Annotated in this window: 8 protein-coding genes; 2 read left to right on the forward strand and 6 right to left on the reverse strand. The window is 23.7% G+C overall.

Features of this window, described 5'->3' with window-relative positions; genetic code table 11:
- Positions 1 to 240 precede the first annotated feature (240 nt).
- A complete protein-coding gene (locus tag A9758_RS05450; RefSeq protein WP_011406352.1) occupies positions 241 to 471 on the forward strand; it encodes a hypothetical protein in 231 nt (76 codons plus the stop codon).
- 83 nt (positions 472 to 554) lie between these two features.
- Here the strand turns inward: A9758_RS05450 and A9758_RS05455 are convergent, their stop codons facing one another.
- From A9758_RS05455 to A9758_RS05460, 3 genes are all read right to left on the reverse strand, one after another.
- Positions 555 to 1703, reverse strand: coding sequence for an NAD(P)/FAD-dependent oxidoreductase (locus tag A9758_RS05455; RefSeq protein WP_011406351.1), 1149 nt, complete (start codon positions 1701 to 1703; stop codon positions 555 to 557).
- Positions 1704 to 1842: 139 nt separating this feature from the next.
- Entirely contained in the window at positions 1843 to 2112 is a 270-nt protein-coding gene (locus A9758_RS07745) for a transposase (RefSeq protein ID WP_143740878.1), read from the reverse strand.
- 198 nt (positions 2113 to 2310) lie between these two features.
- Positions 2311 to 3531, reverse strand: a complete 1221-nt coding sequence (locus A9758_RS05460; protein WP_011406350.1) for an ATP-binding protein — start codon at positions 3529 to 3531, stop codon at positions 2311 to 2313.
- A 448-nt stretch (positions 3532 to 3979) separates the two neighbouring features.
- Here A9758_RS05460 and A9758_RS05465 point away from each other — a divergent pair, with 448 nt between their 5' ends.
- The gene (locus A9758_RS05465; protein WP_011406349.1) at positions 3980 to 4360 is read left to right on the forward strand and encodes a hypothetical protein; all 381 of its coding nucleotides are present in this window, start codon (positions 3980 to 3982) and stop codon (positions 4358 to 4360) included.
- A 309-nt stretch (positions 4361 to 4669) separates the two neighbouring features.
- Here the strand turns inward: A9758_RS05465 and A9758_RS07590 are convergent, their stop codons facing one another.
- The 3 genes from A9758_RS07590 to A9758_RS05475 form a co-directional block, all read right to left on the reverse strand.
- Entirely contained in the window at positions 4670 to 4828 is a 159-nt protein-coding gene (locus A9758_RS07590) for a hypothetical protein (RefSeq protein ID WP_011406348.1), read from the reverse strand.
- Positions 4829 to 4959: 131 nt separating this feature from the next.
- A complete protein-coding gene (locus tag A9758_RS05470; RefSeq protein ID WP_052273663.1) occupies positions 4960 to 5340 on the reverse strand; it encodes a DNA adenine methylase in 381 nt (126 codons plus the stop codon).
- A gap of 21 nt (positions 5341 to 5361) precedes the next feature.
- The gene (locus A9758_RS05475) at positions 5362 to 5769 is read right to left on the reverse strand and encodes a DNA adenine methylase (RefSeq protein WP_052273662.1); all 408 of its coding nucleotides are present in this window, start codon (positions 5767 to 5769) and stop codon (positions 5362 to 5364) included.
- Positions 5770 to 5934 lie beyond the last annotated feature (165 nt).

A 5934-nucleotide genomic window follows, 5' to 3' on the forward strand; every position in this document is an offset into this window, starting at 1 on the left:
AAAAAAATAAAAAACCACATTATACATATAATATACAATATACAACCTTATTTATATATAATTATCTTATAATTAGAACAAGCTTATATAATATTTAGAAATAAAAATAAATTAAACTTTTAATAAAAATTCATTGAATTAAATAAAATTTTTTGTAGAAAATTTAAGAAAACTTTTATTATATAAACTATAGAGATAAGATAAAGTAGTAATATATACAAAAAAAATAAGGTAGAAATTATGCTATTAACATGTGAAGTTTGTAAAAAAGAATTTGATCATACAAATGCAGGAGAATGTGACTGTGGATATGATTGTGGTGGAGCATCTGTTAAATGTCCAGAATGTGGATTTGATGTTGATGTTCCAGAGGAATTGAAAGATGAAATAATAAAATTCCGTGAAGAAAATTCAGTTTTCACAAAAACAGAAAGATTACTTGAAAAAGAAGGATTGTTAGATAAAAAATAATTAATCCATAATATCTCCTTTTTTTGTTTTACTCCTAACATTAAATATAGAATTTATTCTATAGACAAAAATTAAAAAAAAATCTAGTTATATAAATTTTTTAGATGAATATTTGCCTTTGAAGACTCATCTATCATTGTTCTAATTAATGAATCTATATCACACTCATACATATCTACAAAAGATAACTTACTTAATATACCATATACTTCTATAAGAGTTAATGTTTCTATAAATTCCCTAGTTTCCATATATCTTTCATAATTCTCATTAACTAACATATCTGTATACATGACATACTGCTTTAAATCATCTTTTTTATATTCATCAAAAACAACATGCTTTGCTGCTACCACACCTGCATATGTACCAGATTCTAATGCTCCAGAGAGTCCCTTCATTGTTAATGGATTTACAAATCCAGCAGAATTTCCACATAGAATTATATTATCAGCAACACGTTTTGGTATTATACCATTAGATGGTAGGATATGTGAAGTTTTACATATTATGTTTGAATCTCTAAGTTCATTATTAGACTTAATATAACTATCTAATATTTCTGTTATATTTGCATCATCTTTCATAGTAATTGATATTGATGCAGTGTTATTTTTTCCAGGTAAAATAGAGATTAGAGCATTATTTTCAATTTCATTAAATGAATATATTATGTTGTTTGTTTTAAGATGTGTATTTTCTAATTCATATTGAAGAATATGTTGAGTATCCATGTTTTTATAATCCATACCTACCTGTTTTATTAGATTATCATGATATCCACTTGCAATAATAAGTATTTTTGTAGTAATAGTATATTTTCCAGTACTATTTTCTGCCTCAACTACCACTTTATCCTTTATATGTGTAATTGTTTTAGCTTCTGTATCTATAATTTCCACATTCTCTTTTATATCATCACGTAAAGCTTTTATAAATTTATTTTTATCTATAATATATGCCTCTTCAGGTTGAACAGTTGTAGTATTATCCAGTACTAATTTTTCATCCATAGCCTCTAATATAAATCCATTTGTCTGATTTACTATCCATGAATCATCTTCTTTTATTCCTATTTGACGAAGTGAAGTTTTTGTAATATATTCATTATATGTGTCTGTGTTATCTTTATCAAGTAATACTACTTTATTATTATTAAAACAGCCCTCTTTTGCTGCAAGTAATCCAGATGGTCCTCCACCTACTATTAATATATCTGTTATAATTTCCATTATATCACTATTGTTAGATATGTAACTACTTATTAAATAGATTTATCTAAAGATAAATACTTTTAAATTGGTTTTGTAGAAATCCTATCTTTTTAAAATTTTTTATTGTTTTATCAATATTGTAAAATGTATTTTTTAATTATGTTTCTTTTATTTGTAATTTTCTACTTCTACTTGTATTTATTCCACCAAATAGTCTTTTTTCTACACTATTTACACATTCTACTTGATTTCTATAATTATATATCTTTTGCCAGAATATTGCTCTATATTTTGTTCTGTATTTTCCTGTTTTTTGGTGTTTCTTCGTTTGTGGTATTGCTGTTGTTTCTTCGATTATAGTCTTTTTTATTTTTTCTGTATCGTATGCTTTATCTGCAAGTATGTATTTTGGTTTATATTCTTTTATACTTCTTAGCTGATATTACAAACACTGTATCGAATCATGGACCTTTTTTAACACTTTTGGTGTCTTATTAGCATGTATTCTAAGTCTATTGTTATATGATTTTTCATATAACTTTTTCGTGATTTTTTCATTCTATTCTTGTAATATATATCTGAATAAATATTAGTGTATCCAGTTCCAATTAATCATACCCCTCTCTCAGAATTCATCACCTTTCAAGAATTCTAGGATATTTCTATGTTTAATTCCATCCCTGGACATGTCATGTTCATCCATACTGAAAATATATTTATCATAATGATTTCTCAACCTTAATAACGGAATCATTTCTCTTTCCAATGTATCCTGATCTGCTACAGTATATGATACTTGGATATAACATTCAAATCCATCTTTTCGACAAAAGAAATCAATCTCTTTATCATAAATTTTACCAATCTTTATTTCATACCCCCGTCTTAATAATTCAATGTAGACAATATTCTCCAGAACATGTGTTTGTTTAAGCCAGTTACTTTCAATTAATGTATGATGAAATCCATGATCCATAAGATAATATTTTTGTTGAGTTTTAAGAATCTTTTTACCAATCAAATCTTCCCTTCTAATCTTAGAAATGAAGAAAGCATTTTCAAGATAATTAGTAAAATTAAGAATAGTATTACGACTGGTTTCTTCAACCTCATTTTTAAGATAACTTGTAATACTTTTTGAAGAAAAAGTTTCACCCATAGTATTCATAATATAATTACTAAAACGTTTAAATAAATCAGCTTTCCTGATAGGATACCTACCCAGAATATCATTATAAACTATAGAGGCATAAATATCATTTAATGCTTCATGTTTAGCTATACTACTACTTAATTCTAAAAGTCCGGGCATACCACCAAATTCCAAGTACTCATCAAACAATTGTCGTTCAATATTGTCTGTTATTTCAATATTATCCACCTTTTCTTTATATTCAAGCACTTCCTTAAAACTAAATGGATAAACATTAATCTGAATATACCTACCAGACAATAATGTAGCATACTCACCAGATAATAACATGGAATTAGAACCAGTAATATAAATATCACAACTAAAATCAGCATGTAAACCATTAATACTCTTCTCCCAACCATCAACCAACTGGATTTCATCAAACAATAAATAAACTTTACCCTCAACATTACCAATCAAATCAAGAATTAAATCATTTAAACTAACTGAATCAGTAATATTCTGATACTTCAAGGACTCAAAAGAAATATAAAAAATATTATCCTCACTTATTCCACGATTCTTTAATTCATCAACAACACTAAATAATAAAGTTGTTTTACCAGACCTACGAATACCTGTGAAAATCTTAATAAAACTAGTATCTATAAACTCATTAATAATCTTAAAATAGGATTCTCTTCTAATCATGACATCACATCCTAAAATGCAAGTAACTTAATCTATAATAATTTATGTTAAATAATATTTATAAATTTGTTGAATATAAGAATATTTTAAAAAAATAATTTATAATTTGTTAAGTATAAACAACAAAGAATAAGAAAAATCTTAAAAAATAACCTACACTAAACTAAAAAAGAATATTGAAAAAAAACTATAAAAGACAAATAAGTATTTGTAGAATAGATGTTTTCGATTTTCATAATAATATCTATTCTATTTTCTAATATTAATACTTATTTTATCTCATATTACTATTTTAAATTTTATTAATACTTAAATTTTTAATTAAGTTCCATATAAAGTGTAACATCCTATTTTACAGTATAATAATCTTAAAAATTATACTACAAATATTGCTTTTCTACAAAGCCTTTAAATTAATAAAATCAAATATAATACTAAGTGATAATTGATGACATTTGAAAATATGAAAATTAATGATATTCTTAATAGTGATTCTTATTCTAAAAAAAGTTTATTAGAATCTTTAATGAAAAGAATTACTAAATTAACATGTGAAATAACAGAAGAAATCAAGGATGATTCTGTTAAATATTATGTTAAAAATATGGAATTTGCAAAATTAGTTCCAGAAGAGGATTATGTTCAAGTTATAATTGAATTACCATATGATAGAATTATTGATCTTGCACATAAATGTGATGTTAACTACTTCAATGGTAGAGATGGTGTTGATATTGTATCATTTAATGTATGTGGTAATGTTGATGTTGAGTATGGTGTTAGTATTGCAAAACAATCATTCACCTACCGAAAAAGACTTAAATTATAAAATTGGATGAATAATATGAATAAAGTAAATGATTTAGTTAATAAAATTAAGGAATCTGAATTAGAAAAAGAAAAGAAGAAGGAAGAATCTTCTAAAAAGGAAGAATAACTCTCCTTTTCTATACAAATTTTTTTTAAGGAATTTTTTTTATCATACTAATCTGAAAAATATGTAATATTAGATTATAAGTGAATTCAAATCAATATTCAAAGATGAAGATAAGAGTTATTAAAGATACATTATAATTATTGAGATTTAATATTTTTGTATCCATAAATCATATTCTTCTAGATTTTTTCTCAAACATTCTCATTCACCAATAAACAACAATTCTTCAGATTTTTTATTCTTAGATAAAGCATATTTATAATTACCATATTTTTTAATTTTCACATTAGTTTTATATTGACAAATAAGTTCTTTAAGTTCACTTTCAGAAGGTATACCATCACTACGATATGAAACCACCAATATACTATCTTGAAATTTATTAAATAATTTATCAAATTCTTTATAAATTAATTTTTTATCATTCCAAACATTTTTTTAGGGATTAAACGATTATGTTTTGATTTATAATCTATGTTTTTTCCCAATTATCATAAATTAATAAACCTTCTAAAAAAATGATAAAATCCATAATAATCAACTGTTGAACCTTTTTCAGAAATATAAGGAGTATCAATATATACTAAATCAAACTTAGACTCATTATCTATATTAATTGCATTTAAATTTAATGATTTATTTAGTTTATTATTATTAAAAATACTATGATTAGCTTCTTTAACAAATTTTAAAAACCAATCAACAAATGGTGTGTCCCATGTTTTTTTATTTCCAAATGATCTTTTAACATTTGAAGTTCGCATATACAAGTTTTTTCTATGAAATAAGTTATAGGGTCTTTTTATAATACAAGATTGGGAAAGTGCAAAAAATGCAATTGCATATTCAAATTCATTATCCAGGTAATTCATATTTGTTATAACCATATCTAATCATTTATTTTCATCATCAGTAAAATATGTATCTTTAAAATTGTCTTGTATTATTGTTTTATATTCAATATCATCATGTGGATTTAAAATAAAATTAACTGATTCATTACTTAATTTCATATCATTATTTTCAATTAAAGCTTTACCAAACTGGTAATTAAATTTTAATATATCATTATATGTCACTTCTTTACCTATTTTTTTATAAGAATAAGAAACAGAACCTGTACCTCCGAAAGCATCTAAAACTGTTTCATATGAATAATTTTTAGTTTCATTTATTATCCAATCAACGAGTTTTAATTTACTACCTTGATATCTTGTAGAAGGAAATTTGAAAGAATCAAAATTATTTTGAGATTTGAAATCTTGATTATTATAATTAAATAACGTGCTTTGCATATCCATCTATACTCCTTAAAAAATTTAACTATGATATTTTTTATCAAAGAAATTAAAAGTTAATTATAATTTATATTCTAACTATTTTTTTTAAATTTACTAATATATAACTATCAGAAATATAGGCATATTTTTTGAATTTTAAAAGTTTTCAATAAAAAAATAGAAATA

The sequence above is a fragment of the Methanosphaera sp. A6 genome (assembly GCF_001729395.1).
Classification (GTDB): Archaea; Methanobacteriota; Methanobacteria; order Methanobacteriales; family Methanobacteriaceae; genus Methanosphaera; species Methanosphaera stadtmanae.

Excerpts from the sequence above, each read along its gene's own strand:
- A9758_RS05450 (WP_011406352.1), top strand. The coding sequence starts at position 241 with ATGCTATTAACATGTGAAGTTTGTAAAAAAGAATTTGATCATACAAAT.
- A9758_RS05455 (WP_011406351.1), bottom strand. The coding sequence starts at position 1,703 with ATGGAAATTATAACAGATATATTAATAGTAGGTGGAGGACCATCTGGA.
- A9758_RS05460 (WP_011406350.1), bottom strand. The coding sequence starts at position 3,531 with ATGATTAGAAGAGAATCCTATTTTAAGATTATTAATGAGTTTATAGAT.
- A9758_RS05465 (WP_011406349.1), top strand. The coding sequence starts at position 3,980 with ATGACATTTGAAAATATGAAAATTAATGATATTCTTAATAGTGATTCT.
- A9758_RS05470 (WP_052273663.1), bottom strand. The coding sequence starts at position 5,340 with ATGAATTACCTGGATAATGAATTTGAATATGCAATTGCATTTTTTGCA.
- A9758_RS05475 (WP_052273662.1), bottom strand. The coding sequence starts at position 5,769 with ATGGATATGCAAAGCACGTTATTTAATTATAATAATCAAGATTTCAAA.